Genomic DNA, 26,723 nt, shown 5'->3' with positions numbered 1-26,723 from the left:
CATCCAATGAAGGGTGCTTGTCTTGACCGTCACGTCATCACTCCCCGCCACGGGCGACGAAGCCCGCGCGCAATCCCCGTCCCGCATCGGCCACGCGCTCGTGGTCGGCGCGGCCGGGTTCGCCTGGTGCTCGCTCGCGCTCGGCCTGTCCACGACCGGCGCGATGAACTCCGTCGGCAGCACGATGATCCTGAGCGGCACGTTCTTCTACGGCGGGCTGGTGCAACTCGTCGCGGGGTTCTTCGCCCTCGCTGCCGGCGCGACCTTCGTCGCGGCGTTCCTGACCGCGTACGGCGCATTCTGGCTCGGTTACACCGCGATCCAGGTGTATGTGGCCCCGCATATCGTCGCCTCGGTCATGGCGGCGGGCACCGGCACCGGGGCTTCGGCGCAGGCGCTGCAAGCCCAGGCCGGGCACGACATATCCCAGGCCCTGGGGATGTTCCTCGTCGCCTGGCTGGTGGTCACCGCGATCTTCACCGTCGCCAGTCTCGGCACGAACGCGGTCACCGTGCTCGCCTTCACCCTGCTCGACCTCACGATCGTGCTGCTGATGGTCGCCTACCTCGGCGCCTCGAGCGTGGGGGCGCCGGTCAGCGGCGCCCTGCACGCCGCGGGCTGGGTCGAGATCGTCCTCGCCGCGGTCGCGTTCTACATCGTCCTCGCCGAACTCGCGAACGAGACTCTGAGACGCGCGGTCTTCCCGCTCTTCCCACTCGCCCCCGCCGCCTAGAGCCAACGGAGACCTCGATGAAAAGCCGAATATTGATTCTCGCGTCCGTCGTGGTCGCGGCGGGCGTGGTCCCGTTGGTCGCCTCCGGCGCCGGCGCCACGCCCGAGAAGTCCGCCGCCTGGCAGCCGGAGGCCGCGACCTACGGCACGAGCACGCCGGTGACCACCTCGGTGACGATGGACGACGGGGTGTCGATCTCCGTCGAGGTCGTCTACCCGACCGACCCGGCCACCGGCGCCCGGGTGACCGGCGACTTCCCGGTGCTGCTGACGCAGAACCCCTACGGCACCGGCCACGGGGACCCGACGACGGCCGGGGACTACTTCGTCCAGCGCGGCTACATCTACGTGGCCTCCGCCGTGCGCGGCACCGGATCCTCCGGCGGACAGCTGTCCTGGTTCGGGGCTCGGCAGGGCAAGGACGGCGCGGAGCTGGTGGACTGGGCCGCGCGCACGCTCTCCGGCTCGGACGGGAAGGTCGGGCTGGACGGCTGCTCGTACCTCGGGGTCGACCAGTGGTTCACCGCGGCCGCCGTCGGCGACGACTCGGCGCTCAAGGCGATCACCCCCTTCTGCACGGACTCCGACTTCTACGACGACCTGACCGCGGACGGCGGCATCCCGACCCCGTTCGTCGCCGGGATCGGGCAGGGCGAGCCGCGCGGTCCGCAGGACAATCCGGCGACCGACCCGCAGTCGGTCACCGTCGCCCAGGAGGCCACCGGCGGCGCCGACTCGTACAACGACGACTACTGGAAGTCGCTCGACGTCCAGAAGCTGATGCAGCAGATCGTCGCGAACGGCATCCCCGCCCTCAGCGAGGCCGGCTGGAACGACCTGTTCCCCGGCGGGGACCTGGGCGACTACGTGGCCGCGCAGAACGCCTACTTCCACCGCCCGCTCACCGCCCCGATCACCGCGAACGAGCCGGTCACCGGCCGCTATCAGGCGATCGTGGGCCCGTGGACGCACGGCGAGAACGTGAACGGCACCACGCTGGAGAACATCCGGCTCGAATGGTTCGACAACTGGCTCAAGGGCGAACACACCGGCATCGCCGACACCTCGACGCCGCTGCATCTGTTCGAGAACACCGCGAGCCAGTGGGTTGACACGGCAGCCTGGCCGCCGTCGCCGAGCGCGCAGACGTACTACCTGGGCTCCGGCAGCTCACTTTCACCGTCCAAATCGGCGTCGTCGGGCACCGGCACCCTGAACCGGGCCGCGGCGAGCACCGCCAACTCCCTGACATACACCTCGGCTCCGCTGACCAGCGCGGCTGTGCTCGACGGACCGTCAGATCTCACCGTCTACGCCGCCTCGACCGCCACGGAGGTCGAGTTGAGCGCCACGCTCAACGTCGTCGCGTCGAACGGGACGGTGGTCAAGCAGGCCGACGGCGTACTCCTCGGCAGCCAGCGAGCGCTCGACCCGTCGCAGAGCTGGTACGGCACCGGTGGCACGCTGCTCACCCCGTCCCACCCGTTCACGCAGGCAAGCCAGCAGCCTGTCATCCCCGGCCAGACCACCCGGTACGACATCTCGCTGCTGGCGAACTTCACCGAGATCCCCGCGGGAGACCGCATCCAGGTGGTGGTCACCAGCCAGACACCGGCGAACTTCCACGCCGCGCTCGTCCCGACTCCGCAGGAGTCGGCCAACCTGGCGAGCGGGGTCTACACCGTGGACTACGGCGCGGTCACGCCGTCCGCGCTGAACCTCCCGCTCGCCTCCCCGGCCCAGTTCACCGCCAGCCCGACCGACTGGGGACCGTCCTCCTGACTCTGAGAATCAGAGCACTGCAGCACCCGTTCCGCCGGCGGCGTCGGCGGAACGGGTGCTGCTGGACACGACGGCATCCTGGAAGGCCTCGTCGGACAGGTTCAGCTCGGGCATCGGCGTGTCATCCGGCCGCGCCCGCAGCCCGTCGATCAGCAGGGCGAAGTAGCGGCGCCACAGCTCGGGGTGGCCGGTGTGGTCGGTCACCGCGCCGAGCATCAGCTGCAGGATCGGGAAGTCGGGGCCGATGATCTCCGCCCGGAGCGAGCCCTGCTCGTGTGCGCGGGCCACGAGCGCGTCGACGGTCGGGGCGACCCGCTCGCGCATCTGCCGCGCGCGCTCGGGGCCGCGGCCGGTGCCGAGCATGACCTCGCGCAGGCCTCGGTCGAAGGACTGGAGCTCGCACACCTTCTCCAGCGCCTGGGTGAGCCCGGTCCAGGCGTCCGGCTCCTCCAGGGCGGTACGGAGATGGCCGTCCACGGTTTCGACCATGTCGTCGGAGAGCGCGTCGACCAGCTGCTCCTTGTCGGAGAAGTGCCGGTAGACCGTGCCGACGCCGACGCCGGTGTGGCGGGCGATGTCGTTGAGCGTGGCGGCGACGCCGCGGTCGCGGAACACCTCGCGTGCGCCGGTGAGGATCCGGCGCCGGTTGCGTTCGACATCCCGGCGCCGCCGCGGAGGAGGGTCGCTCGGTTCAACGGCCATGGCGCAAATCCTCGCTGGTTCGTGATCGGCTCGCACGTTCGCGCCATGCTAACGCCCGCTTCAGCCCACCAGCCCGCCCGGATCGCGCGGTTCCGTACCGCAGGTTTCCTTACTGTTGACGCAGGTCCTTCAGCCGCTGCAGCTTGCCGGCCGAGCGCTCCAGCGTGTCCGGGTCCTCGATGACGACGTCGACCGTGACGCCGACGCCCTCCTTCACGCCGTGCGCGATGGTCCTGGCCGCGGCCTCGCGCACCTGCGGATCGGAGTCGGCGTCCGGCCGGGCCTCGGCGCGCACCAGCAGGTTGTCCATCCGGCCGCGCTTGGTCAGCTCCAGCTGGAAGTGCGGCGCGACGCCGGGGGTGCGCAGCACGATCTCCTCGATCTGGCTCGGGAAGACGTTCACACCGCGCAGGATGATCATGTCGTCGCTGCGGCCGGTGACCTTCTCCATCCTCCGGAACGGGGAGCGCGCCGTGCCCGGCAGCAGGCGTGTCAGGTCCCTGGTCCGGTAGCGGATGATCGGCAGCGCCTCCTTGGTCAGCGAGGTGAATACGAGTTCGCCGCGCTCCCCCGCCGCGAGCACGTCGCCGCTGGCCGAGTCGATGATCTCCGGGTAGAAGTGGTCCTCCCAGACGTGCAGGCCGTCCTTGGCGTCGACGCACTCCTGGGCGACGCCAGGGCCGATCACCTCGGACAGGCCGTAGATGTCGACGGCGTGGATGTCGCAGCGCTCCTCGATCTCCAGCCGCATCTGCTCGGTCCACGGCTCGGCCCCGAAGATGCCGATGCGCAGCGAAGTCTTGCGCGGGTCCACGCCCTGCTTCTCGAACTCGTCGAGAAGCGTGAGCATGTAGGACGGCGTCACCATGATGATCTCAGGCTTGAAGTCCACGATCAGCTGCACCTGACGCGCCGTCATTCCCCCGGACGCCGGAATCACCGTACAGCCGGCCCGCTCTGCCCCGTAGTGCGCGCCGAGGCCGCCGGTGAACAGGCCGTAGCCATAGGACACGTGCACCTTGTCCCCCGGCCGACCGCCCGCCGCCCGAATGCTGCGCGCGACCACGTCGGCCCACATCGACAGGTCGTCCTCCGTGTAGCCGACCACCGTCGGACGGCCGGTCGTGCCGCTGGACGCGTGGATCCTGCGCACCCGCTCCATCGGCACGGCGAACATCCCGTACGGATAGGTCTCGCGCAGGTCCGCCTTCGTGGTGAAGGGGAACTCGGCCAGGTCCGCGAGCGAGCGGCAGTCCTCCGGACGCACCCCGGCCGCGTCGAACTTCCGCCGATAGTGCTCCACATTCCGGTATGCATGGCTCAATGTGGTTTTCAGGCGCTCGAGCTGCAGCGCGGCGAGCTCATCGGCGCTCAGCCGCTCGCCCGCGTCGCGCAGGTCGGCCGGTAACGCCGCGCCGAGCCGCCGCACGAGCGTCGCGGTGGTGTTCGATTCGCTCATCTTCGAGCCTCCTCAGAAGGACTTGCTTCCCGACCGAACGTTCGGTTAGTTTGCTAGACTCAAGAAATCAGTATCCGTTTCGTGCTGTCAAGAGGGGTCCGCCCGATGAACGAGCAGCTCCAAGAACACTTCGACGCGACGATCGCCCGCGACCAGCGCATCGAACCGCGCGACTGGATGCCCGAGGGCTACCGGAAGACGCTGATCCGCCAGGTCGCCCAGCACGCGCACTCCGAGATCATCGGCATGCAGCCGGAGGGCGACTGGATCACCCGCGCGCCCTCGTTGCGCCGCAAGGCGATCCTGTTCGCGAAGGTCCAGGACGAGGCGGGGCACGGGATGTACCTCTACTCCGCCGCCGAGACCCTCGGGGCCGAGCGCGCGGACCTGACCCGGCGGCTGATCGACGGCAGCCAGAAGTACTCGTCGATCTTCAACTACCCGACGCCGAGCTTCGCGGACGTCGGCGTCATCGGCTGGTTCGTGGACGGCGCGGCGATCTGCAACCAGGTGCCGCTGTGCCGCAGCTCCTACGGGCCCTATGCGCGCGCCATGGTCCGCATCTGCAAGGAGGAGTCCTTCCACCAGCGCCAGGGCTACGAACTGCTGCTGACGATGATGCGCGGCACCGAGCGGCAGCGTGCCGCGGTGCAGGACGCGGTCGACCGCTGGTGGTGGCCCTCACTGATGATGTTCGGGCCGCCGGACGACGCGTCGCCCAACTCCGCGCGGTCCATGGCCTGGAAGATCAAGCGGCACAGCAACGACGAGCTGCGCCAGCGCTTCGTCGACATGACCGTCCCGCAGGCCGAGAAGCTCGACGTCACCCTTCCCGACCCCGGACTCACCTGGAACGACGAGCGCGGCCACTACGACTTCGGCACGCCGGACTGGTCCGAACTCCAGCGGGTCATCTCCGGCGACGGACCCTGCAACACCGAACGCGTCGCCCGGCGCCGCAAGGCCCACGAGGACGGCGCATGGGTACGCGAGGCCGCTACGGCGCACGCCGCGAAGCAGCACACGTCGGCAAGGAAAGGAACGGCTTCATGAACGACAGGAACGAATGGCCGCTGTTCGAGGTGTTCGTGCGCTCGAAGCGCGGCCTCAACCACGTCCACGTCGGCTCGCTGCATGCACCCGACCTTCGCATGGCCCTGATCAACGCCCGCGACCTCTACACCCGGCGCAACGAGGGCGTGAGCATCTGGGTCGTGCCGACCTCGGCCATCGGGGCGTCCACGCCCGACGAGAAGGATCCGTTCTTCTCCCCCAGCGCCGACAAGGTCTACCGGCACCCGACCTTCTACGACATCCCCTCGGACGTCCCCCACATCTAGGAGCGCTCGATGAGTGAGGATCACGTCTACATGACGCTGGTCGAGGAGCACGGCGGCGACGGCGCGCGCTGGGCCTTCGGCACCGGCTTCGAAGACCCGCTCTACGGCATCGACACGACCGTGCCCACCGGCGTCGACACCGCGCAGCTCGCCGCTTGCTGCCTCGCACTCGGCGATGACGCGCTCGTGCTCGCCCAGCGGCTGGCACAGTGGTGCACCTGCGCCCCGGAACTCGAGATCGAGGTCGGGTTGGCGAATCTCGGCCTGGACCTGCTCGGACAGGCGCGCATGCTCTACACCAGGGCCGGGCAGGTCGATGGCAGCGGACGCGGCGAGGACTCCTACGCGTACTTCCGTGATCCCGCTGAGTTTCGCAATGTACTGCTGGCTGAACTGCCGAACGGAGACTTCGCCTTCTCCATCGCCAGACTCCTGATCCTCTCGAGCTGGCGGCTCGCCCTCTTCGCTCAGCTGGCCGAGTCACCCGACCCCGTGCTCGCGGCGATCGCCGCCAAGGGCGTCAAGGAGCTGACCTACCATCGCGAGTTCGCCGCCGAGTGGGCGCTGCGCCTGGGCGACGGAACCGACGAGTCGCACGGCCGTATGCAGGCTGGCCTCGATGAGACCGCCGAGCACCTGGCCGAGCTCTTGATGCGCGGCGGCGACTTCGGGCTCGACGCGACGAGTGTGCGCGCCAACGTCGAGGCGGTACTGCGGCAGGTGGCTGACACCGCCGGTCTCACACTGCGTCTGCCCACCGCCAACACCGCACCGGCGACCGCTTGCGGCCGGGACGGAGAGCACACCGATCACTTGGCCCCACTACTCGCGGAGCTGCAGAGCGAGGCCCGCGCGGACCCGGAGGCTTCATGGTGAACGCCGCGACCGAACGCGCCCGCGCGATCGCCGGCGCGGTGCCGGACCCGGAGATGCCCATGCTCACCCTCGCCGATCTCGGGGTGCTGCGCGATGTCGAGGTCGATGACAACGGGGCCGTGACCGCCGTCCTCACCCCGACCTACTCTGGCTGCCCGGCCATCGCGGAGATGCGCGGCGAAGTGGATCGGCGGCTGCGCGAGGCCGGATACGGCGAAGTCACCATCCGCACCCGGCTCGACCCGGCGTGGACCACGGACTGGATCACGCCCGAGGGCCGGGCCGCGCTCGCCGAGCACGGCATCGCACCGCCGCGCCCGGTAGCGCGCGGAGCGGCCTCGGGACCTGTGCCGCTCGTGCTGTCCCCGACGAGGCCCGCGCTCTGCTGCCCGCGGTGCGGTTCCACCGACACCGAGCAGACCTCCGCGTTCGCCGCCACCGCCTGCAAGGCCCTCTGGCGCTGCCGCGCCTGCCTCGAGCCCTTCGAGTACGTCAAGGAAATCTGATGCCGCGCCGCCCGGTGTTCCGCACCCTGAAAATCGCCTCCGTCGAGCCGCTGTGCGGCGACGCCGCCGCGATCACCTTCGAGGTCCCCGCCGAGCTCGCCGCGGAGTTCGAATTCTCCGCCGGCCAGGCGATCACGCTGCGCCGAGTCGTCGACGGCGTCGACGAGCGCCGCTCCTACTCGCTGTGCGCGCCGGTCGGAGCGGCTCCGCGCATCGGCGTGCGCGAAGTGCCGGGCGGCCTGTTCTCCGCGTGGCTGGTCAACGAAGTCCGGGCCGGCGACGTGGTCGAGGCCATGGCGCCCGCCGGCGCGTTCACCCCCGACCTGACCCGGCCAGGCCACCACGTGCTGATCGCCGCCGGTTCCGGTATCACGCCCATGATCTCGATCGCGGCCTCCGTGCTCGCCGATCCGCGCTCGCGGGTGACGCTGCTGTACGGAAACCGCCGCACCGAGACCGTCATGTTCGCCGACGAGATCGCCGATCTGAAGGACCAGCACCCCGAGCGCCTAGTCGTCGCGCACGTCCTGTCCCGCGAGCCGCGCGAGGCCGAACTGCTCTCCGGCCGGCTGGACGGCGACCGTCTCGCAGCTCTCATCGACGCCCTGGTCGGCGCGGAGAACGCCGACCACTGGTGGCTGTGCGGCCCGCACGGCATGGTCCGCGACGCCCAAGCCGTGCTCGCCGGGCTCGGGGTTCCGGCCGACCGCGTCCACCAGGAGCTGTTCTACGCCGACGACGAGCCGGTGCGGGAGGCGACCCACATCGAGAGCGCCGCCGACGGTCCGGTCAGCAAGGTCACACTCACGCTGGACGGTCGCAGCACCGTGCTGCCTCTCCCCCGCGAGCGCACCATCCTGGACGGCGCCCAGCGCGCCCGACCCGACCTGCCCTTCGCCTGCCGCGGCGGCGTGTGCGGGACGTGCCGCGCGCAAGTCACCGAAGGGACGGCCGATATGCGCCGCAACTTCGCCCTCGACCCCGCGGAGGTCGAGGCCGGCTACGTGCTCACCTGCCAGAGCTACCCGGTGACGGACACGTTGAGCGTCGACTACGACAGCTGATCCCGGCCATCCGCCGTCAGCTTCCCGGCGGAACTCCGCGTGCCTCACCCGAACATGTGAGAGATGCTGGGCACGCGAACGGTGAACCCTTACTCACAGAGAACAGCGATAGAGGAGAGGCACCATGCCGGTATCGAAGGCGCACGCCCAGTGGAACGGCGACGTCCCCTCCGGGTCGGGAACGTTCACGGCCGGGGAGAGCATCAGCGGCGGCGTCACCTACAAGTCCCGCTTCGAGGGCGGACCGGGATCGAACCCCGAGCAGCTCATCGCGGCGGCCCACGCGACGTGCTTCTCCATGGCGCTCGCGAACGTGCTCGCGGAAGCCGGCTCCCCCGCCGACGGCATCGAGACCGACGCGGCCGTGACCCTGCGCCCGGTCGACGGCGTCCCCACGATCCTCAAGATCGAGCTCACCACCGTCGGCACCGTGCCGGGCCTCGACGAGCCCGCGTTCCAAGACTTCGCCGGCAAGGCCAAGGCGGGCTGCCCGGTCAGCCGGGCGCTGGCGGGAGTCCCCGAGATCACGCTGACCGCATCCCTCAAGAAGTAGCGTCACGCCCCTGAACCCACGCACCTGAACCCATGCCGCTCAACCTCGGCCCGATCTGGCATGATGGAGCAAACGGAACTTCGCTCCGAAAGTGCATTGGAACGGCGTTCCGCATGGGACGGTAAGTGGCGGGGCGGAAGGATGGCGTGGGCGTGGTGAGCGACAGCGACGCGGGCACGGAGCCTGTGGCCGGGCCGAGGCGAGCGGACGCCCGGCGCAACCAGGAGACGCTGCTCGACGCGGCGGCCGCGATCTTCGTCAAGTCGGGAGTGGAGGCGCCGGTCCGCGACATCGCGGCCAAGGCCGGCGTCGGGACCGGCACGATCTACCGCCACTTCCCCACCCGGGCGGACCTGATCATCGCCGTCTACCGGCACCAGGTCGAGTCCTTGGCCAAGGCCGGATCGAGTCTGCTGGCGAGCAGCCCGGCGCCGTATGCCGCACTGGCGCGCTGGATCAACCAGTTCGTCGACTTCCTGGTCACCAAGCACGGACTCGCCGCCGCGCTGCGGTCCGACGAGGCCGGGTTCGAGGCGCTGCACACCTATTTCCTCGACCGGCTCCTGCCGGTGTGCGATCGACTGATCGACGCGGCGGCCGCCGCGGGAGAGATCCGATCCGACCTGGAGGCCTACGAGCTCATGCGCGCGGTCGGGAACCTCTGCATCGGCGCGGAGAGCGACCCCCGCTACGACGCCCGCCGCCTGGTCGGGCTGCTCGTCGCCGGGCTTCGCCGACCGAGCTGACCGGCGCCCCGCCGCTGATCACCGCACGCCTTCCGGCCCGGATTGCTAAGCCGGACCATGTTCCGTATCGTTGACGGAACAAGGTTCCGTTTAGCTTTCGCGGCGGACCCCGGGATCTGAAGGAAGGCACCTCCATGTCCGATTCGATCACCGCGAACGCGCACGGGACGACGGATGGACCGGGCACAGTCGTGTCCGCGAAGCCGGTCCTGCTGCCCGCCCCGGGCCGCGGCGAGGACCTCCAGGTCCGCGTCTGCGCCCCCGCGACCGGCGGCGACCTGCCCGTCCTCGTGTTCTCGCACGGCTTCGGCTGGTCGATGAACGGCTACGCCCCGCTGGCCGACTACTGGGCCGCCAACGGCTTCGTCGTCGTGCAGCCCACGCACCTCGACTCCAGGACGCTCGGCATTCCGCACGAGGACCCCCGTACGCCGCGGATCTGGCGCATCCGTGTCGAGGACCTGGCCCGCGCGCTGGATGGACTCGACGTGCTGGAAGCCGTCGTGCCGGGCCTTACCGGGCGCGTCGACCGCGGCCGCATCGCAGTGGCCGGGCATTCCTGGGGCGCGCAGACGGCCAGCACCCTGCTGGGCGCGCGTGTTCTCGACTCCGACGGCGTTCCCGGCGAGGACATGTCCGACCCGCGCGTCACGGCGGGCGTGCTACTCGCCCTGACCGGGCTGGGCGACGACCTGACGGCGTTCGCCGCCGAGCACCTGCCGTTCATGAGGCCGTCCTTCGACCACATGACGGCCCCGGCTCTCATCGTCGCCGGCGACCGGGACCAGTCGGCGCTCTCCACCCGCGGCCCGGACTGGTTCACCGACCCGTACACGCACAGCCCGGGACCCAAGAGCCTGCTCACCCTGTACGGGGCCGAGCACTCGCTCGGCGGCATCTCCGGGTACGAGGTCGCCGAGACGACTGACGAGAGCCCGGCGCGCGTCGCCCTGATCCAGCGGCTCAGCTCGGCCTTCCTGCGCGGCGCCCTCTACTCAGGGGACACCGGTTGGAAGGCGGCGGCCGCCGCGCTGGAGGAAGACCCCAACCCGCTCGGCAAGCTCCAGAGCAAGTAGGCGACACCATGACGCAATCACTGACTCCGCGCTTCGGGATCATGACCGCTCCGATGCAGGTCGAATGCCACGACATCCTGCGGGTCTGGCGCGAGGCCGACACCATCCCGGAAATCGAACACGCCTGGCTGTTCGACCACCTCATGCCGATCGCCGGCGACCCGAACGGACCGGCCTACGAGGGCTGGACGCTGCTGTCCGCCCTCGCCGCGCACACCCGGCGACTGCGGCTCGGCGTGTTGGTGACCAGCAACCGCTTCAGGCCGCCCGCACTGCTGGCCAAGATCGCCACGACGGTCGACATCGTCTCCGACGGCCGGCTCGACTTCGGCATCGGCGTCGGCTCACGCCCGAGCCACCCGATCGCGCGCCGCGAGTACGAGGCCCACGGCCTGCCCTTTCACGACACCGCCAGCGCGGTGGAGAGCCTTGCGGAAGCCTGCACGCTGATCCGGCGGTTGTGGACCGAGCCGAAGCCGTTCGACTTCCACGGCACGCATCACCAGCTCACCGGAGCGTTCGGCAACCCCAAGCCGGTCCAGCGTCCCCATCCGCCGATCATGATCGGCGGGCAATCTTCCGCGACGCTGCGCGTGGTCGCCGAACACGCCGACCTGTGGAACATGCCTGGCGGCGCCATCGAAGACGCCATCGAGCGCAGTGCGCTGCTGGACCGATACTGCACCGAGATCGGGCGCGATCCCGCCTCGATCACCCGCTCGATCGTGCTGCCGGTCTTCTACGACAATCCTGCCGCGACCCGGGATACGATCCGCGGGGCAACCGACGCGGGCTTCCGGCACATCGTCCTCGCGCTGTCGGCGCCCTACCCCGCCAACGTCGCACGGTTCGTCGCCGACGAACTCATCAGCGCCTAGACCTCGCTGATCTGCGCCAGCGGGGCGCCGTTGGCCACGGCCCGGGCGAGGTCGGACAAATGCAGGTTGTTGTCGCGCGCGTGCCGGCGCAATACGACGAATGCCTCGTCGACACTGATCGCGTGCCGCTCGGCCAGCACTCCCTTCGCCTGCTCGATGGCGATCCGGCTGTTCAAGGCGGTCTGCAGCTGAGCGGCGATCAGATCGGCCTGCTCGAGGCCGCGCTGGGCCAGGATCCCGATGGTGGCCACATCCGCCAGCGCCTGGCCGATGCGCACGTCGTCCTCGCCCAAGGGCTCGGGCCCGGAGCAGAACAGGTTCAGGGCGCCGATGACCGTCTCACGCAGCCGCAGCGGCAGGGCGTGCACGGAGACGAACCCGTGCGCGCGGGCGGCTTCGGCGAACTGCGGCCAGTGATGGGCGTTCGTATCCAGATCGGCGTTGACCACGGGCGTCGCGGTGCGATAGCAGTCCAGGCACGGCCCGGCGTCGGCCTGCAGCTCGAACAACTCCATCAGCCTGGCGTTCTCACTCGATGCGGCACTGGCGTGCAGCACGCCGGACTGGTCGGCCAACATCAAGCCGGCCGCATCCACACCGAGCAACTGCACACATCGTTTCGCGAGAGTGTGCAGGAAGTCGATGACATCGAAGTCGTCGACCAAGGTGTCGGCGGCTTCCACGAGCGCTTCGGTCAATGCCCGTTCCCGGCTCACGGCCATACCTCCAAGATAGCGTCACCCGGCGCGGGTCGGCCGCACACCGGGGTCGGTGCGTAGACGTCGTTCACGAGCCCGGGCCATCCAATCGCAACCGGCGCGAAACGACGTCGGCCGCGACCTCGTTCAGCGACCGGTCGTTGGCGTAGGCGTAGGCGCGCAGACGGACCAGAGCCTCGGCCAGGCTCACGCCCAATTGCACGCTGACCATTCCCGTGGCCTGATGCACCTCGAGCCGGTGCGTGACCGGCGCCGCCCAGCCCGCGCTCGGCCCCTCGCCCCCGGCCGTCGGTCGCGCGGACTCGCGCGTAGCGCGCCGCAGCAGCAGCATGGTGAGCGCGTCGGCCAAGGCCAGCGCGTCGATCAGTTGCCCGCCGCGCAAGGAGCCGGGACTGCCGCGGTGTGCCAGCAGTGTCCCGACGCTGATCGCCCCGATCCGCAACGGCAGCGCGAATATCGCGCGCACTCCCAGATCCATCGCGAAGGGAGCGAACACGGGCCAGCGGGCCATGGCACCGGACAGGTCGTCCACCAGCACCGGCACGCCGGCCGCCATGCAGTCGCGCCCGGGCCCCTCGCCGAGCGTGAACGCGGCCTCCTCCAGCGCCGTCGACGTCTCCTCACGGCCCCACGCCAAGACCACGCCCTCCGGACCGGTACCCACCCCCGCGCAGATCCCGTCCACACCCAGCGCGGCGGCGGCCGCTCCGGCCGCGGCGACGGACAAACCCACGCCCTTATCCCCACCTCCGCCCACCAGTGCGATGACCGCAGCCATCTGGTCGCTGAGCACGGGCGGGTCCTCCTTCGGCGCCGTGTAAAGGCCCGGCGGGGGTGCGCCCACTCTACTGCTACCGCACTCTCGTCGCGGGGTCGTTCTGGTCGTTCTGGTCATTTCGGCTCCGGATGGCGGACCCGGCCGGGTCGGGCGCCGCGCTGGCCGCGAGCTGATCGGCGAGGTCGAGCCGGTCGCGGTGCAGCCCGCGCGCCGCGCGCTTGAGCTGGTAGATCCGGCCGGCGCCCGGCACGACGACCAGGAGCAGGCCGAGCGCGGCGGCCATCAGCAGCGCCACGCCGAGCGGCGCGTTCCAGTGCGCGCCGTAGAGGTGGATCTCGACACGCTGGCCGTTCTGCAGGATGAACACCAGCAGCAGAACCAGGATCACGGCGCCGAGTATGACGACCGTCCACAACCCGCCGAGGCGGGTGCGTCGCATGGCGGCGGGCCGCGTCGGAGTATGCCTCGGACCGCGCCGTACGGCTGCCGGGGGCGGGGCCGTCTCCGGAGCGCCCTGGGCCGGTTCGCCCGCGATCGGGGATTCGGGGTCGCCTTCGAGGTTGGAACTGACACTCATGGTTCGTCCTCCTCTCGTTCGTGACCGGCATGTTCGCTGATCGACCCGTCCCGGGTACCCGTTCCGCGACAATTACCACGATTGTTCGAGGTCAATGAGGTGGCAGTTCAGCCCGCTTCGCCGATCGCGCGGGAGCCGACGACGCCCATCGCGTCGAGGTGCCGAAGGGCTTGGCCGTAGGAGTCGAGCAGGCTGCATTCGCGGTACGGCAGACCGATCCGGGTGCAGTAGGCCCGCACCATCGGTTGGGCGCGCCTCAAGTTGGCCCGCGGCATGCTCGGGAAAAGGTGGTGCTCGATCTGGTAGTTGAGTCCGCCCAGCGCCCAGTCGACCAGCCAGCCGCGGCGCACGTCGCGCGAAGCGAGGACCTGGCGGCGCAGGAAGCTCGCGGCGTCGCGCCCGGTCGCGATCGGCATGCCCTTGTGGTTGGGTGCGAACACGCCGCCCAGATACAGGCCGAGCAGCCCCTGGTGCACAGCGGCGAAGACCAGCGCCTTCACCGGCGAGAGAACCAGCAACAGAGCCGTGACGTAGATGACGATGTGCATGCCCAGCAACGCGGCCTCCCCCCACCGCACGCGCCGCTGCCGCAGCAGCCAGGCGACGCTGTTGACGTGCAGGCTCACGGCCTGCAACAACAGCAGCGGCACGAAATACCAGGCTTGATAGCGCACCAGCACGCGACCGAAGCCGCGGCGCCCGGCGGCGGCCTGCGTGGTGAACGCGAGCGCCCCGGTGCCGACGTCCGGATCGCGCTCGGGCTCGTTGGGGTGGGCGTGGTGGCGGTTGTGCTTGTCGATCCAGTAGCCGTAGCTCAACCCGATCAACGCGTTGGCGTGGATCACGCCGATCAGGGCGTTGGCGCGGGCGCCGCGACGGATCTGGCCGTGCCCCGCGTCGTGCCCGATGAACCCCAGCTGCGCGAAGACCACCGCCAGGTATGCCGCTACCGCCAGCTGCCACCACGAGTCCCCGACCAGGGCGAACACCGCCACGCCGACCCCCAGCGCGAGCACCGTCGACGCGATCTTCACCGCGTAGTACCCAGGTCTGCGCCTCAGCAGGCCGGCCGATCTGACCTGCCCGAGAAGACCGGCGAACTCACTCCCACGCGTTGCGTCCGCGTGCACGTCGGGCGCGCGGGCCTGATCTATGGCCACGGAACCTCCATCGCCGACACCTCACCGCGTCAGCGCGGCGGATCTCCAGGCCGGCAAGGTCTGGACCAGGACTACGAGAGGCCCGTGGCTGACAATCCGTACTATTCCCTCCCCTACAGTGTGCGCCCGCCCGCGCCCCAGGCCAAGGGCGCTGCCGCGTGGATTAGTACTCGTTCTTGACCACGAAGTAGGAACCGCGAATCGTTCCGGCCAGCTTCGACTTCTGCCTCGCGAACTTGAACCGCGAGGCGAGCTCCGCGGGAACTTCCATCCCGTCGGAGAGCTTGAATCCCACTGCGCGCTTGCCGAGGTCGTCGATCGTGTACATCACATTGATCGACAGGCCGCTCTCGTAGAACACGTAAGCCATTCGGATATTCTCAACCTGAAAGGCCGTGGCCTCGAGAGGGCGAGACGAGATCACGATGTCACGTTCTTCTTTGAGGATCCGGTGCACCCAGTCGATGGTGGCCTCGGCATCGCTCGCGGGTTCCACCATGAAGACGTGGTCGTACTTGTTCTTGAAGTAGCGGGCCTCGTTCGCTCGCAGACCAGCGAGCGCGGCCGCGACGGGCGACGACTCCAGACCGGCGGTCGAGACCGCGTTGAAATCCACGGTATTGGGCATTACCGGCTCCCGAACATTCATGGTCGTTCACATTGGCCGAAGAATACCTCAGCCGGGGAGTCGCGAGCGGGACCGCGGCCGCCGCCGGGCTCAGGGCGTGAGCGGCTGCTCGCGGTCACGGCCGGTGATGCTCAGGTAGACCACCAGGCCGAGGATCGCGGTGAGGAACAGGGCACTGGTACCTGTGGTGCCGAGGCCCAGGCCGCCTTCGGAGCGGTCCGAGGAGAGGTAGTCGCCCACCGAGGCACCGAGCGGGCGGGTGACGATGTAGGCGAGCCAGAAGGCGAGGACGGCGTTGAGCCGCAGCAGGTAGTGCGCGCCCGCGATCAGCGCGATGACGCCGGCGAACAACGCCACCGAGAGCAGGTATCCGACGTTCATCCGCTCGGCCACCAGGTCGCCGGCCGAAGTGCCGAGCGCGAAGGTGAACAGGATCGTCAGCCAGTAGAAGAACTCTCGGCGGGTGGTGCGCACGGAGTGGATCGAGAGCGTCCCCTCGACCAGGTACCAGGCGGCGAAGGTGATCGCGAGCGCCACCGCGAAGACGGGAGTCGTCGTGGTGAGCGGCACGTTGAGATTGTCCGTCAGATTGTCGCTGACCAGCGTGCCGACCACGCTGATCAGCACGACGGCGAGCCAGTAGATCACCGGAACGTAGCGGCGCACCCGGAACTGCACGACCAGGACCAGGAGCAGCAGCGCCGACATGACGTAGCTCGTGTTGGTCAGGCCGAAGTTGAGATTCGTGTTGAGGTAGTCCGCCGCGGTCTCACCGACGGTGGTGCACAGAACCTTGATTCCCCAGAAGTACGCGGTGACCTCGGGTACCTTGCTCATCATCGCCGAGGCCCGGGAACGGCCGCCCTGCCACGGGACGTCGGCGGCTGAGGTGGTTTCGCTGATATCGATGTCGGTCATATCGGTGAGCCTGGTGCGTCCCGCCTGAACGTATCCTGACCGCGTGCCGGTTCGGCGACAGCGCGTGTCGCGTTCAGAGCGTTCACAGGATCCGCCCCTACACTCCCAGCATGATCGAACCTCTGGTGCTGGTCGTGGAGGACGACCCGGGATTGCGCGACGTCCTCGCCAGGGGACTGCGTGAGGAGAGCTTCGCGGTGCGCACGGCGGCCGACGGCGCCGCGGCCCTGCGCCAGGCGGACCACGCGGTGAACGCGGTGGTGCTGGACGTCGGCCTGCCGGACGCCGACGGGCGCGACGTGTGCCAGGCGATGCGGGCGGCGGGCGTGGACGCACCGGTGGTCTTCCTCACCGCGCACGACAATCTGACCGATCGGCTCTCCGGGTTCTCGGCGGGCGGCGACGACTATCTGGGCAAGCCCTGTCACATGGCCGAACTCGCGGCCCGGCTGCGCGCCGGGCTGCACCGGCGTGCCCGCGACGCCGAGCGCGGATCGGCCGCCGAGCGGGTCCGGCTCGACCCGGTCACGCACGCGCTGCAGGTGCCCGGCCGGATGCCGGTGGCGCTGACCCCGACTGAGTTCCGGCTGCTGGGCTGCCTCATGTCCTCGCCGGGCGCGGCGGTGCGGCGGCGCACGCTGGTCCGGGCCGGATGGCCGGAGGGCGCGCAGGTCAGCGACAACACGCTGGACCAATACCTGCTCCGGGTGCGCCGCAAGCTGCGCGAGGCGTCGACGGGGCACGTCGTCGACACGGTCCGCGGCGTCGGCTACCGCTTCGTGTGACGATGCCGACGCTCCGCCGCCGACTGCCCCGGCCGTCCACGCTGCGCGGCAGGCTCGCTTTGCTCGCGCTGCTGTTGTCCGCGATCTGGATCGCCGGGCTGACGCTCGCGTTCAACCTGATCCTGCATCATCTGTTGCAGGATCAGGCCGACCAGCAGCTGCGTACCCGCGCGGCGGCCATCGCGGCGACGGTGAGCGCGGCGCCGGACGGCACGCTGACCGTGCAGGAGGCCGCGGGTGACTCCGTGCTGGACAGCGGGGTGTGGATCTATCAGGGCACGGAGAATATCGAGCAACCGTCCGCCGACGGCTCGCTGACCGCGTCGGCGGACGCGCTCGCCGGTCAGGACCAGCGGTACGCGGACTCCGGCGGCTCGCGCTTGTACGCGGACGCCGTGCGTACGGACGGCCGCCAGATCGGCACGATCGTCACCCAGGTGAGTACGGACGCGTACACGTACACCGCAGGGATAGCGCTGGTCGGATCCGTGGCCCTCGGAATGCTCCTGCTCGGCTGCGTCTATCTGGCGACGCTGCTGGCCGTGCGCCGCGCGATGCGCCCGGTGTCGGAGATGAGCGCCGACGCCGCGCGGCGCAGCGCGGTCGGCACAGCAGAGCGCTTCGGGTCGGCCGACCGTCCCGCCGAGCTGGCCGAGCTGGGTACGAACCTCGACGCGTTGCTGGACCGCATCACCGCGCTGCTGCACGATGAACGGCGGTTGACCGCGGAACTCTCCCATGAACTGCGCAACCCGCTCGCCCGGATGTGCGCGGAGGTCGAGTGGCTTCGCAGCCGTCCGCGCAGCGCCGAGCAGCAACACGATTCGCACGCCGCGATCGCCGAGGCGGCCGAGCGGATGCGGGTCATCTGCCAGACTCTGCTGACGGACACCAGGCCCGGACTCGGCATCGGCGGCGGATCCGGAGTCGGCCGCTGCCAAGCCGCGGAGGTGCTGCGGACCGTCGCGCGTCGGGTCCCGCCCGGCCCTCCGACCCCGACGGTCACGGTGATCGGCGGCGGGGGCACGCCGGTCGTGCCCCCGGCCGTCCTCGAACGCATCCTGTCCCCGCTGCTCGACAATGCCTGCCGCTACGCCGTCGAGCAGGTCACCCTCGCCTGCCACGAGACGGCCGACGGAGTGGTGCTTTCGGTCGCCGACGACGGCCCCGGCGTCCCGGCCGACCTCGCGGAAGAGATCTTCCGGGCCGGGAGCCGGGCCGATCCGGCCGACGGCCACAGCGGTCCCGGCCTCGGTCTGCCGCTGGCCCGCCGGCTCGCCCGGGGCGCGGGCGGAGACGTGGTGCTGGCGCGGACCCCGATCGGTGCGCGCTTCGAGGTGAGGCTCCCCCGGGCGGCCGCGATGCCGGTCTCGTAGGCCGGCGCGACGCCCCGCACCCGGGTCGCGCGGCCCGAGCCCGGCGACACGCATCGCCAGTCGATGGTCCGGCGGACCTCCCACCCCTCGTCGCGCCACGCCGAGCCACTGATAAGGTAAGGCTCGCCTTACTCATCAGATATTCACGCGCCGCGCACGACTTGGAGCCGCCCATATGCGCCGTACCCGCCTTCTCGCCGCCGCCGTGCCGGGCCTCGTCCTCGCGGTCGCCGCCACCGGGTGCAGCGCCCTCGGCGGCAAGTCTCCGGCCGCGGCGCAGTCCGGTGTCACCACGTTGGTCATGTACAGCGGCCAGCACGAGCAGACGACCGACGCGTTGGTCACCGCGTTCGAGAAGCAGAACCCGGCCATCAGGATCAGCGTCCGGTCGAACGACGAGGGGACGCTGGCACAGCAGATCCAGCAGGAGGGCTCGAAGTCTCCCGCGGATCTCTTCTACGCGGAGAACTCCCCCGCCCTCGAAGTGCTTCAGGAGAAGGGCCTGCTCGCCGCCGCACCGGCCGCGGCGCTCGGCGCGATACCCGCGAAATACGACTCCCCGCAGGGTGACTGGGTCGGCATCACCGCGCGGGTGACCTGCATGGTGGTGGCCGACAGCGTGCCGGCCGCGCAGACGCCCACCTCGGCGCTCTCGCTCGCGGATCCGCAGTGGAAGGGCAAGCTCGCCTTCGCCGGCACCGAGACGGACCTGCAGCCCGTGATCACGGCCATCGCGGCGAAGTACGGCACCGCGCGCGCGGCCGCGTGGCTCAGCGGCCTGAAGGCGAACGCCGCCGACCACCTGCTGCCCGACAACGAGACCGTCAGCAAGGACGTCGACGCCGGCCAGGTGCAGATCGGCATCGTCGACAACTACTACTGGTACCGCCAGGCCGCCGATGACGGCGGCACCGGCAAGGCCGGCTCGCGCATCGCCTACTTCGCGAACGGCGACCCGGGCTATGTGATGAGCGTCTCCGGCATCGCGACCCTCGCCTCGAGCAAGCACAAGGACGCGGCCGCCACCTTCATCACGTTCCTCGCCTCCGCGACGGCCCAGAAGATCATCGCGGACTCCGACAGCTTCGAATACCCGCTGCTGCCCGGCGTCGCGGCCAACAGCGAGATGCCCGCGCTCTCCACCCTGCATCCCGGTACCGTCTCGATCAACGCCCTCGGCGACGGATCGACCGCGATCTCCCTGCTCCAGCAGGCACAACTGCTGTGAGCACGCAGACGCAGAGCACGACGGGCGACGCCGCGAATGCCGCGCCGCCCGTCCGCGCACGCAGGGCCCACCGCCCGCCGCTCATATCGGCGCTCGCGGCCGCCGCGGCGGCGCTGGCTCTGCTGCCGCTGGTGTTCTTGTGCGTCCAGGCCGCACAGACCGGCTGGGGTCCGCTTTCCCGGCTGCTGTTCCGCTCGCTGACCGCGCACCTGCTGGCCAACACCGTCGAACTCGCGTTGTGCGTGACCGCGGCGTGCGCCGTGATCGGAACCGCCGCCGCGTTCGCGATCGAACGCACCGACCTGCCGCTGCGGCGCGCGTGGTCCGCCCTCATCCTGCTGCCGCTGGCCATCCCGGACTTCATCGTCGGCTACACGTGGTCCTCGCTGTGGCCTTCCCTGCACGGGCTCGGCGGCGCGGTCCTGGTGATGACCCTGAGCCTCAACCCGCTGGTCTACCTACCGGTCAAGGCCGCGCTACGCGCCTCAGACCCTGGACTGGAGGAGGCGGCGCGTTCGCTGGGCCTCGGCCCGATCGCGGTGTTCCGCAAGGTGACCCTCCATCAGATCCGCCCTGCTCTCCTGGGCGGCTGCCTGATGGTGTGTCTGGCGCTGCTGGCCGAGTACGGCGCTTTCGAGATCTTGCGCTTCCAGACCTTCACCACGACGATCTACACCGAGTTCACCCTCGCGTTCTCCTCCTCGGCCGCCAGCTCACTCGCCCTGGTACTGGTCCTGCTCGGCCTCGGCGTGCTGGCCGCACGGCATTTCGCGACCGAGCACCGCGGACGCGCGGCGCGCGCGAGCGGCTCCGCCCGGCGTCCCCCGATCCGCTACCGCCTCGGCCCGCGCGCGATCCCGGTCACCGCCGGATGCGTGCTGCTGACCGGGCTCTCCCTCGGCGTGCCGATCTCCACGCTCGTCTACTGGCTCACCCGCCCCCGCGTGAGCACGCTCCCGGCCATCTCCACGGTTCCGGCCGCCACCGAGACGACGGTGCTGTACGCGCTGCTCGCGGCCGTCGGGGCCACCGTGCTCGCGCTGCCCATCGCGCTGCTCGCGGACCGCCATCCCGGGTGGCTCTCCCGGATACTGGAGTCGGTGGCGTTGAGCGTGCAGGGCTTACCCGGTCTCGTCATCGCGCTGGCCCTGGTGTTCTTCAGCGTCAAGTTCGCCTTCGCCCTGTATCAGACCCCGTTGTTGATGGTGCTCGGCTACTCGATCCTCTTCTGCCCGCTCGCCATCGTCTGCGCCCGCGCCTCGCTCGCCCACGCCCCCGCGCGACTGGAGGAGGCGGCGCGCTCGCTCGGCAAGCGGCCGATCGTCGTACTGGCCAAGGTGACGCTGCCGCTGATGGCCCCCGGTCTCGCGGCGGGCCTCTGCCTGGTCTTCCTGTCGGTGGTCACCGAACTGACCGCGACGCTGATCCTGCTGCCCACCGGCGTCGAGACCCTGGCCACGCAGTTCTGGGCGTACCAGAACGATCAGTCCTACGCAGCCGCCGCGCCCTACGCGGCCGCGATCGTCGCGATCGCGCTCGTGCCGAGCTACCTGATCGGCCGCTGGTTCGACAAGCAACGAGGAGCCTGAGCACTCATGGCGATGACCCCGTTAGTGAGCATCAGCTCCCTGCATAAGTCGTACGGCGCGACGCCGGTGCTGCGCGGCGTCGATCTCACCATCGAGCCCGGCACGATCGCCGCCGTGCTCGGCCCCTCCGGCAGCGGCAAGACCACGCTGCTGCGCCTGCTGGCCGGCTTCGAACGCGCCGACCAGGGCCGCATCGAAATCGACGGCCGGACCGTGGACGACGCGCGGCGCGCCGAGGCCCCGGAGAAGCGCCGCATCGGCTACGTGCCGCAGGACGGCGCGCTCTTCCCGCACCTGACGGTTCGCGCCAACATCGGCTTCGGCCTGGCCCGCGCGCGGCGCCGCTCCGGCCGCGTCGAGGAACTGCTCGAACTCACCGGTCTGAGCGCGATGGCCGAACGCTATCCGCATCAGCTCTCCGGCGGCCAGCAACAGCGCGTCGCCCTCGCCCGCGCCCTGGCCCCGAGCCCGGACCTGGTCCTCCTCGACGAGCCCTTCTCAGCCCTCGACGCCGCACTGCGCGCCAGCGTGCGCACCGAGGTCATCGGGATCCTCCGCGCCACGGCCTGCACGGCGATCCTGGTCACCCACGATCAGGACGAGGCGCTGTCCGCCGCCGACCGCATCGCCGTGTTGCGCGAGGGCCGGGTCGTTCAGTGCGGGACCGCGCAAGAGCTCTACGACTCCCCCGCCGACGCACAGGTGGCTCGCTTCATCGGCGAGGCGAACCTCGTCCCCGCGGCGTTCACTCCGCAAGGCATCGACGCCGGCCCCCTCGGACCGCTCGACGCGCGCGGCGACACGCCCGAAAACGGCGTCGCCATCGCACTGATCCGGCCCGAGCAGCTCAATGTGCACGTCGCGAACCCGGACGACGCCGACGGTACCCGCGGAATCGTCGAACGCTGCGACTACTTCGGCCACGACATGATGCTCACCATCCGCACACACGCCGCGCCGCGCGCCGCCGCGGGGCAGCCCTTGCCGGAGACACTGTTGGCCAGGCTTCCCGCGGGCCCACCCGTGAACGTGGGCACCACGGTCAGACTCACCGTCCGCGGACCGGTGACCACGTGGGCCCAGCCGGCCTGATCGGGTGGGTCGAACAGTGCGATCGCGGCGTCAACCGCACCCGGTGGACGCTCGTGCGCCTCGGCCAGATACCCGCGTGTAGAGCGGGACGAAGCAACAATTCCCTTCCTGGCTCGGCGACCGGCACCTGCGTCGACTACCTCAACGCCTCGCTCCTCCTCACCGCCCTCTATCCGGGGCGGTCGACTGTGGTCGGGGAAGGTGAGGCGCGCCAGGTCGAGCTGAGACGCGTCGTTGCCCGCCGGATCGCTCCAGCGGGCAACGACATGTCGGTGCGCGAGTGGGGCTCAGAAGCCTGCTACTCTTCCAGCGCGATGGCCAGCGCCGGGCACAGGGCGGCGGCCTCGCGAACCGCTTCGGCCGCGTCCTGCGGCGGGTTCTCGGCGAGCAGGACGACGATGCCGTCCTCCTCGCGCTGGTCGAACACGTCGGGCGCGGAGAGCACACACTGGCCGGAGCCGACGCACTTGTCCTGGTCGATGATCACCTGCATGGTTTCTCCTGTCCCGCTCACCAGGTAACCGGGAGCTCGTAGACGCCGTACACCAGCCCGTCGTGCTTCAACGGGATCTCCTCGATATCCGCGGCGAGCCGCAACTCCGGGATGCGGCGGTACAGCGTGCCGTAAACGATCTGCAACTCCACCCGGGCCAGCGGCTGGCCCAGGCACTGGTGCACGCCGAAGCCGAACGCGACGTGCTGGCGCGGGTTGCGGCCGACGTCCAGCCGGTCGGGCTCGGCGAAGACCTCGGGGTCGCGGTTGCCGACGTCGTTGGCCAGCACGAGGCCCTCGCCGGCGCGCACGGTCACCCCGCCGATCTCGATGTCATCCAGGGCCACCCGGCGCCGTCCGGCGTGCACGATGTTGAGGTAGCGCAGCAGTTCTTCGACCGCCGACGCGATCAGCTTCGGGTCCTCGCTCTCCCGCACCCGGGCGAGCTGATCGGGGTGCTGGATCAGCGCCAGCGTGCCGAGCGCGATCATGTTCGCGGTGGTCTCGTGCCCGGCCACCAGCAACAGCTGGCCCATGCCCGCGGCCTCGCTCCGGGTGAGCTCGCCCGCGCGAACCCGCTCGGCGACCAGAGACAGCAGGTCGTCGGCCGGGTGCTCGAGCTTCTCGCCGACCAGCCCGTCGAGGTACTCCAGCAGCTCCCGGACGGTCGCCACCGACTCCTCGGGCGTGGCGGTCTGCTTGATCAGGGCCTTGCTGCGAGTCTGGAAGAACTCGTGGTCCGCGTACGGGACGCCGAGCAACTCGCAGATCACCAGCGAGGGGACCGGCAACGCGAAGGCCTGGACCAGGTCGACCGGCTTCGGCCCGGCCAGCAGCTCGTCGATCAGCCCGTCGACGATCCGCTGGATGGCCGGCCGCAGCGCGTCCACCCGCTTGATGGAGAAGGCCGCGGTGACCATCCGGCGCTGCCGGGCATGCTCGGGGTCGTCCCGGTTGATGAAGGTGCTGCTCTCGGTCCGGCGAGCCTTGAGCCCGGCGGACTGGTGCGGATACCCGGAGCGCCGGGAGTCCGCGCTGACCCGCGGATCACCGAGCAGCGCCCGCTGGTCCTCGAAGCGGCTGATCAGCCACGGGGTGCTGCCGTCCCAGAGCCGGACCCGGCTGATCGGGGCGTGGCTGCGCAACTCGCCGAGCGCGGGCGGCGGATCGAAGGGGCAGCCCGCAGCGCGGGCCATGGGGTAGTCGGGGATCTCGGTCGTCAACGCGTCATGGGTGGGTGCGGAGACGGGGTTCATGGTGCTTCGCCCTTTCCGAAGTTCTCTCGTCGTCGAGGGGCGACCTGTTCGCTACCGACCGTATCAGCGATCTATATAGAATGTCTATGCTTCTTGGCGCAGAACCCTGATTCCAGCGGATGCGGCGGCCGGAGATGGCGCGCGCGATGACGAGGCGCTGGATCTCGCTCTGTCCTTCGAAGAAGGTGTAGATCCTCAGATTGAATGGCGGGATTCACCGATGATCGGGAAACACTGGCCAGCAAGCCGATCGACGCCTCGTCAACAAGCCGGACCGGGAGAACTTTCGCACCATCGGACACGAGCTGAGTCATCCCACGGAACAACCTAACTCATGGCCATTGACCCTGGCCTCGCCGTGCCAAACTACGATAGTTCTGCATGTGAAATCAGCGGATGTAGCGGCCGGAGATGGCACGGGCGATGACGAGGCGCTGGATCTCGCTCGTCCCTTCGAAGATGGTGTAGATCTTCGCGTCGCGGTACATGCGCTCGACGGGGTGTTCGCGGCTGTAGCCGGCGCCGCCGAGGATCTGGATGGCCTTCTCGGTGGCGGCGACGGCTAGTTCGCCGGCGCGGAGTTTGGACATGGAGCCCTGGGCCGCGTCGAAGGGCTTGCCGTTGCGGGCCATCCAGGAGGCCTGCCAGATCAGCAGCCTGACCATCTCGATCTCGGTGCGGATGTCGGCCAGCGAGAAGGCGATCGCCTGGTTCTCGATGATCGGGCGGCCGAAGGCCTCGCGCCGGCCGGCGTATTCGAGGGCGTATTCGTACGCGGCGCGGGCGATGCCGAGGGCCTGGGCGCCGACGGTGGGGCGGCTGACCTCGAAGGTGGCCATCGCAGCCTGCTGAGCCTGGCCCTGGGCCTGAGCGGTGCGCTGCTCGCGGGTGCCGGTCGCCGCCGCCTCGGCCGCGGCCAGGCGCTCGCGGGCCTTCGCGATGCGCCGCTCCAGCCGCTCGCTGCCGCCGAGCAGGCAGCCGCCGGGGACGCGGACCTCGTCCAGGAACACGTCCGCGGTGTGCGACGCGCGCAGGCCCAGCTTCTTGATCTTGCGGCTGGCCTCCAGGCCCTTCGTGCCCGGCGGGACGACGAAGGCCGCCTGTCCGCGCGAGCCGAGGTCGGGTTCCACGCTCGCCACGACGACGTGCACGTTCGCGATGCCGCCGTTGGTGATCCAGGCCTTCTGGCCCGAGATGACCCACTCGTCCTTGGCCTCGTCGTACCGGGCCCGGGTCCGCAGACCGCTGACATCGGACCCGGCCTGCGGCTCGGAGACGCAGAACGCCGCGACCTTCGGCTCCTCCTTGTCACCGAAGCACTGCGGCACCCACTCGAGCAGCTGCTCCTGGGTGCCCGCGGCGAAGATCCCCGCCACGGCGAGCGACGTGCCGAACAGCGCCATGCCGATGCCCGCGTCGCCCCAGAACAGCTCCTCGTTGGCGATCTGCAGCGACAGCCCGGTCGGGTCGCCGAACAGCTCGGCGAGGGATTCGAAGCCGTAGAGCCCGATCTTCGCGGCCTCCTGGATCACCGGCCACGGGGTCTCCTCGCGCTCGTCCCACTCGGGTGCGGCCGGGCGCACCACGTCCCGCGCGAAGCCGTGCACCCACTCGCGCAGCTCCCGCTGCTCCTCGGTCAATTCCAGCGAGAATCCGGTCATGGCGCTGCCCAGTTCCTGACTTTAGAGTAAGTTGACGGGTCAGTAAGGTACCCGGCCCGGCACTAAGGTGACAAGGTGCGCGCGATGAACGAGGAACGGACCCGGCGGCGGCTGCCGCGCGGCGAGCGGGAACAGCAGATCATCGACTGCGCGATCCAGGTCTTCGCCCGGCGCGGCTACAGCGCGGCCTCGGTGGACGAGATCGCCGAGCAGGCCGGGGTCTCCAAGCCCCTCGTGTACCTGTATCTGGAGTCCAAGGAGGGCTTGTTCCTCGCCTGCCTGCGCCGCGAGGAGCAGCGCCTGGTCGCGGCGTTCCAGGACGCCGCGATCGGCGGCGGCACCTCCGAACTGCGGCTCTGGGCCGGATTGCAGGCGTTCTTCGGCTTCGTCGCCGACCATCGGGACAGCTGGGCCGTGCTGCACCGGCAGGCGCCCGACCTCGGCCCGACCATCGCCGAGGAGATCAGCAAGGCCAGGCATTCGATCCTCGACGAGGTCCGCAAACTCGTGCTCGAGGGCATCGCGCTGAGTCCGACGCAGATACACCTCGGAGACGCGGATGCCGACTTCGTGGCGCACGCGCTCGTCGGCGCGGCGGACTCGCTGACCGACTGGATGGAGCGTCACCCGGGCGAGTCGCCGGAGCGGGTGACGCTGCGGCTGATGGGGATGATGTGGGTCGGCATGCGGCAGGTGCTCGGCGGCGAGGTGTGGGCACCGCCGGAACCGGCCGCCGCGGAGTGACCGGC

At 70.0% G+C, this 26,723-nt stretch carries 28 protein-coding genes; 17 read left to right on the top strand and 11 right to left on the bottom strand.

The window, feature by feature from the left end:
- Positions 1–22: 22 nt before the first annotated feature.
- Together VG296_RS19880 and VG296_RS19875 are read left to right on the top strand one after the other, a co-directional pair.
- The gene (locus tag VG296_RS19880) at positions 23–733 is read left to right on the top strand and encodes an acetate uptake transporter (RefSeq protein WP_325567741.1); all 711 of its coding nucleotides are present in this window, start codon (positions 23–25) and stop codon (positions 731–733) included.
- A gap of 17 nt (positions 734–750) precedes the next feature.
- Positions 751–2,514: a CocE/NonD family hydrolase gene (locus VG296_RS19875; RefSeq protein WP_325567739.1), complete on the top strand. Its 1,764-nt coding sequence runs from the start codon at positions 751–753 to the stop codon at positions 2,512–2,514.
- 9 nt (positions 2,515–2,523) lie between these two features.
- On the opposite strand, the gene VG296_RS19870 is transcribed toward VG296_RS19875, so the two are convergent.
- Together VG296_RS19870 and paaK are read right to left on the bottom strand one after the other, a co-directional pair.
- The gene (locus VG296_RS19870) at positions 2,524–3,216 is read right to left on the bottom strand and encodes a helix-turn-helix domain-containing protein (protein ID WP_325567737.1); all 693 of its coding nucleotides are present in this window, start codon (positions 3,214–3,216) and stop codon (positions 2,524–2,526) included.
- A 109-nt stretch (positions 3,217–3,325) separates the two neighbouring features.
- On the bottom strand, positions 3,326–4,675 hold the full coding sequence (gene paaK, locus VG296_RS19865; RefSeq protein ID WP_325567735.1) for a phenylacetate--CoA ligase PaaK: 1,350 nt from the start codon (positions 4,673–4,675) through the stop codon (positions 3,326–3,328).
- A gap of 105 nt (positions 4,676–4,780) precedes the next feature.
- Here paaK and paaA point away from each other — a divergent pair, with 105 nt between their 5' ends.
- The 9 genes from paaA to VG296_RS19820 all read left to right on the top strand — a co-directional run bounded on the left by paaA (position 4,781) and on the right by VG296_RS19820 (position 11,714).
- Entirely contained in the window at positions 4,781–5,728 is a 948-nt protein-coding gene (gene paaA / locus VG296_RS19860; protein WP_325567733.1) for a 1,2-phenylacetyl-CoA epoxidase subunit PaaA, read from the top strand.
- On the top strand, positions 5,725–6,015 hold the full coding sequence (paaB, locus tag VG296_RS19855; RefSeq protein WP_325567731.1) for a 1,2-phenylacetyl-CoA epoxidase subunit PaaB: 291 nt from the start codon (positions 5,725–5,727) through the stop codon (positions 6,013–6,015). Before paaA ends, paaB begins: the two co-directional genes overlap by 4 nt.
- Before the next feature lie 9 nt (positions 6,016–6,024).
- Positions 6,025–6,891 (top strand): 1,2-phenylacetyl-CoA epoxidase subunit PaaC, encoded by an 867-nt coding sequence (gene paaC / locus VG296_RS19850; protein WP_325567729.1) that lies wholly within the window; start codon positions 6,025–6,027, stop codon positions 6,889–6,891.
- Positions 6,885–7,397, top strand: a complete 513-nt coding sequence (gene paaD, locus VG296_RS19845; RefSeq protein WP_325567725.1) for a 1,2-phenylacetyl-CoA epoxidase subunit PaaD — start codon at positions 6,885–6,887, stop codon at positions 7,395–7,397. Before paaC ends, paaD begins: the two co-directional genes overlap by 7 nt.
- Positions 7,397–8,461, top strand: a complete 1,065-nt coding sequence (gene paaE / locus VG296_RS19840) for a 1,2-phenylacetyl-CoA epoxidase subunit PaaE (protein WP_325567723.1) — start codon at positions 7,397–7,399, stop codon at positions 8,459–8,461. Before paaD ends, paaE begins: the two co-directional genes overlap by 1 nt.
- Positions 8,462–8,585: 124 nt before the next feature.
- Entirely contained in the window at positions 8,586–9,014 is a 429-nt protein-coding gene (locus VG296_RS19835) for an OsmC family peroxiredoxin (protein ID WP_325567721.1), read from the top strand.
- A 152-nt stretch (positions 9,015–9,166) separates the two neighbouring features.
- Positions 9,167–9,760 carry a TetR/AcrR family transcriptional regulator gene (locus VG296_RS19830; protein WP_325567719.1) on the top strand — a complete coding sequence of 198 codons (594 nt, stop codon included), beginning with the start codon at positions 9,167–9,169 and terminating at the stop codon, positions 9,758–9,760.
- Between the two features lie 134 nt (positions 9,761–9,894).
- Positions 9,895–10,836, top strand: a complete 942-nt coding sequence (locus tag VG296_RS19825) for an alpha/beta hydrolase family protein (protein WP_325567717.1) — start codon at positions 9,895–9,897, stop codon at positions 10,834–10,836.
- Positions 10,837–10,844: 8 nt separating this feature from the next.
- Positions 10,845–11,714 carry an LLM class flavin-dependent oxidoreductase gene (locus VG296_RS19820; RefSeq protein ID WP_325567715.1) on the top strand — a complete coding sequence of 290 codons (870 nt, stop codon included), beginning with the start codon at positions 10,845–10,847 and terminating at the stop codon, positions 11,712–11,714.
- Here the strand turns inward: VG296_RS19820 and VG296_RS19815 are convergent.
- The 6 genes from VG296_RS19815 to VG296_RS19790 form a co-directional block, all read right to left on the bottom strand.
- The gene (locus VG296_RS19815; RefSeq protein WP_325567713.1) at positions 11,711–12,436 is read right to left on the bottom strand and encodes a GAF and ANTAR domain-containing protein; all 726 of its coding nucleotides are present in this window, start codon (positions 12,434–12,436) and stop codon (positions 11,711–11,713) included. The two genes, VG296_RS19820 and VG296_RS19815, sit on opposite strands and share 4 nt — an antisense overlap.
- Before the next feature lie 64 nt (positions 12,437–12,500).
- On the bottom strand, positions 12,501–13,226 hold the full coding sequence (locus tag VG296_RS19810; protein ID WP_325567711.1) for an ANTAR domain-containing protein: 726 nt from the start codon (positions 13,224–13,226) through the stop codon (positions 12,501–12,503).
- Positions 13,227–13,284: 58 nt separating this feature from the next.
- Entirely contained in the window at positions 13,285–13,788 is a 504-nt protein-coding gene (locus tag VG296_RS19805; protein ID WP_325567709.1) for a lipopolysaccharide assembly protein LapA domain-containing protein, read from the bottom strand.
- Positions 13,789–13,895: 107 nt separating this feature from the next.
- On the bottom strand, positions 13,896–14,948 hold the full coding sequence (locus tag VG296_RS19800; RefSeq protein WP_325567707.1) for an acyl-CoA desaturase: 1,053 nt from the start codon (positions 14,946–14,948) through the stop codon (positions 13,896–13,898).
- Positions 14,949–15,111: 163 nt separating this feature from the next.
- On the bottom strand, positions 15,112–15,576 hold the full coding sequence (locus VG296_RS19795; protein ID WP_325567705.1) for a phage tail protein: 465 nt from the start codon (positions 15,574–15,576) through the stop codon (positions 15,112–15,114).
- Positions 15,577–15,666: 90 nt separating this feature from the next.
- Positions 15,667–16,494, bottom strand: coding sequence for a hypothetical protein (locus VG296_RS19790; RefSeq protein WP_325567703.1), 828 nt, complete (start codon positions 16,492–16,494; stop codon positions 15,667–15,669).
- Positions 16,495–16,604: 110 nt separating this feature from the next.
- Here VG296_RS19790 and VG296_RS19785 point away from each other — a divergent pair, with 110 nt between their 5' ends.
- The 5 genes from VG296_RS19785 (at position 16,605) to VG296_RS19765 (ending at position 22,564) form a co-directional block, all read left to right on the top strand.
- Positions 16,605–17,279: a response regulator transcription factor gene (locus VG296_RS19785; protein ID WP_325567701.1), complete on the top strand. Its 675-nt coding sequence runs from the start codon at positions 16,605–16,607 to the stop codon at positions 17,277–17,279.
- Between the two features lie 2 nt (positions 17,280–17,281).
- Positions 17,282–18,655 carry a HAMP domain-containing sensor histidine kinase gene (locus VG296_RS19780; protein ID WP_325567699.1) on the top strand — a complete coding sequence of 458 codons (1,374 nt, stop codon included), beginning with the start codon at positions 17,282–17,284 and terminating at the stop codon, positions 18,653–18,655.
- A 175-nt stretch (positions 18,656–18,830) separates the two neighbouring features.
- On the top strand, positions 18,831–19,883 hold the full coding sequence (locus VG296_RS19775) for an extracellular solute-binding protein (RefSeq protein WP_325567696.1): 1,053 nt from the start codon (positions 18,831–18,833) through the stop codon (positions 19,881–19,883).
- Complete coding sequence (locus VG296_RS19770) at positions 19,880–21,472, top strand: iron ABC transporter permease (RefSeq protein ID WP_325567694.1); 1,593 nt, start codon at positions 19,880–19,882, stop codon at positions 21,470–21,472. Before VG296_RS19775 ends, VG296_RS19770 begins: the two co-directional genes overlap by 4 nt.
- Positions 21,473–21,484: 12 nt before the next feature.
- A complete protein-coding gene (locus VG296_RS19765; protein ID WP_349259631.1) occupies positions 21,485–22,564 on the top strand; it encodes an ABC transporter ATP-binding protein in 1,080 nt (359 codons plus the stop codon).
- Positions 22,565–22,862: 298 nt separating this feature from the next.
- Here the strand turns inward: VG296_RS19765 and VG296_RS19760 are convergent, their stop codons facing one another.
- The 3 genes from VG296_RS19760 to VG296_RS19750 form a co-directional block, all read right to left on the bottom strand.
- Entirely contained in the window at positions 22,863–23,057 is a 195-nt protein-coding gene (locus tag VG296_RS19760) for a ferredoxin (protein ID WP_325567690.1), read from the bottom strand.
- 17 nt (positions 23,058–23,074) lie between these two features.
- Positions 23,075–24,313, bottom strand: a complete 1,239-nt coding sequence (locus tag VG296_RS19755; RefSeq protein ID WP_325567688.1) for a cytochrome P450 — start codon at positions 24,311–24,313, stop codon at positions 23,075–23,077.
- A gap of 389 nt (positions 24,314–24,702) precedes the next feature.
- Positions 24,703–25,974 carry an acyl-CoA dehydrogenase family protein gene (locus VG296_RS19750; protein WP_325567686.1) on the bottom strand — a complete coding sequence of 424 codons (1,272 nt, stop codon included), beginning with the start codon at positions 25,972–25,974 and terminating at the stop codon, positions 24,703–24,705.
- 84 nt (positions 25,975–26,058) lie between these two features.
- On the opposite strand from VG296_RS19750, the gene VG296_RS19745 reads away from it, so the two are divergent.
- Positions 26,059–26,718, top strand: coding sequence for a TetR/AcrR family transcriptional regulator (locus VG296_RS19745; protein WP_325567684.1), 660 nt, complete (start codon positions 26,059–26,061; stop codon positions 26,716–26,718).
- Positions 26,719–26,723 lie beyond the last annotated feature (5 nt).

Source organism: Actinospica sp., from assembly GCF_035552695.1.
GTDB lineage: Bacteria > Actinomycetota > Actinomycetes > Streptomycetales > Catenulisporaceae > Actinospica.
The sequence above is the reverse complement of the archived record's forward strand: the minus strand, read 5'-3'. Positions and strand labels throughout refer to the sequence as shown.